This window comes from Shewanella sp. MBTL60-007 (assembly GCF_019654915.1).
Lineage (GTDB): Bacteria > Pseudomonadota > Gammaproteobacteria > Enterobacterales > Shewanellaceae > Shewanella.
The window spans coordinates 1-662 of the sequence record NZ_BPET01000169.1 but is presented as its reverse complement, the minus strand read 5'-3'; the positions used below and the strand labels follow the sequence as shown (position 1 = coordinate 662).

Here is a 662-nt window from a genome sequence, read left to right as displayed (position 1 = left end):
GGCTACCGTCAGAGACGGTGAGATCCACTGCTGGTAAGGTACCGCCATTATTGACGAAGTCCGCACCGGCTTGGGTCAAGACCACCTGGCCGTTCACGATGGCGTAGTAGCCGTTGTCATTGGTGCCCGGCGTGAAGCCGACCGTGAGCGCATCGCCATCTTCATCGTGGGTGGTATAGGTGGCAGCAACGTCACCTTCGCTGGCACTGTTCTCAACAAAGTCGTTGGCCACGACATTGATGGTCGGCGCATCATTAGTTGGGGTCACGGCAGGCGTATCACTGTCTTGGCCTGTGAGGCTACCGTCAGAGACGGTGAGATCCACTGCTGGTAAGGTACCGCCATTATTGACGAAGTCCGCACCGGCTTGGGTCAAGACCACCTGGCCGTTCACGATGGCGTAGTAGCCGTTGTCATTGGTGCCCGGCGTGAAGCCGACCGTGAGCGCATCGCCATCTTCATCGTGGGTGGTATAGGTGGCAGCAACGTCACCTTCGCTGGCACTGTTCTCAACAAAGTCGTTGGCCACGACATTGATGGTCGGCGCATCATTAGTTGGGGTCACGGCAGGCGTATCACTGTCTTGGCCTGTGAGGCTACCGTCAGAGACGGTGAGATCCACTGCTGGTAAGGTACCGCCATTATTGACGAAGTCCGCACCG

Annotated in this window: 1 pseudogene; it reads right to left on the bottom strand. The window is 57.9% G+C overall.

What is annotated here, in order from left to right:
- Window positions 1–662, bottom strand: a pseudogene (locus tag K5Q92_RS23880) (hypothetical protein); the annotation flags it as partial.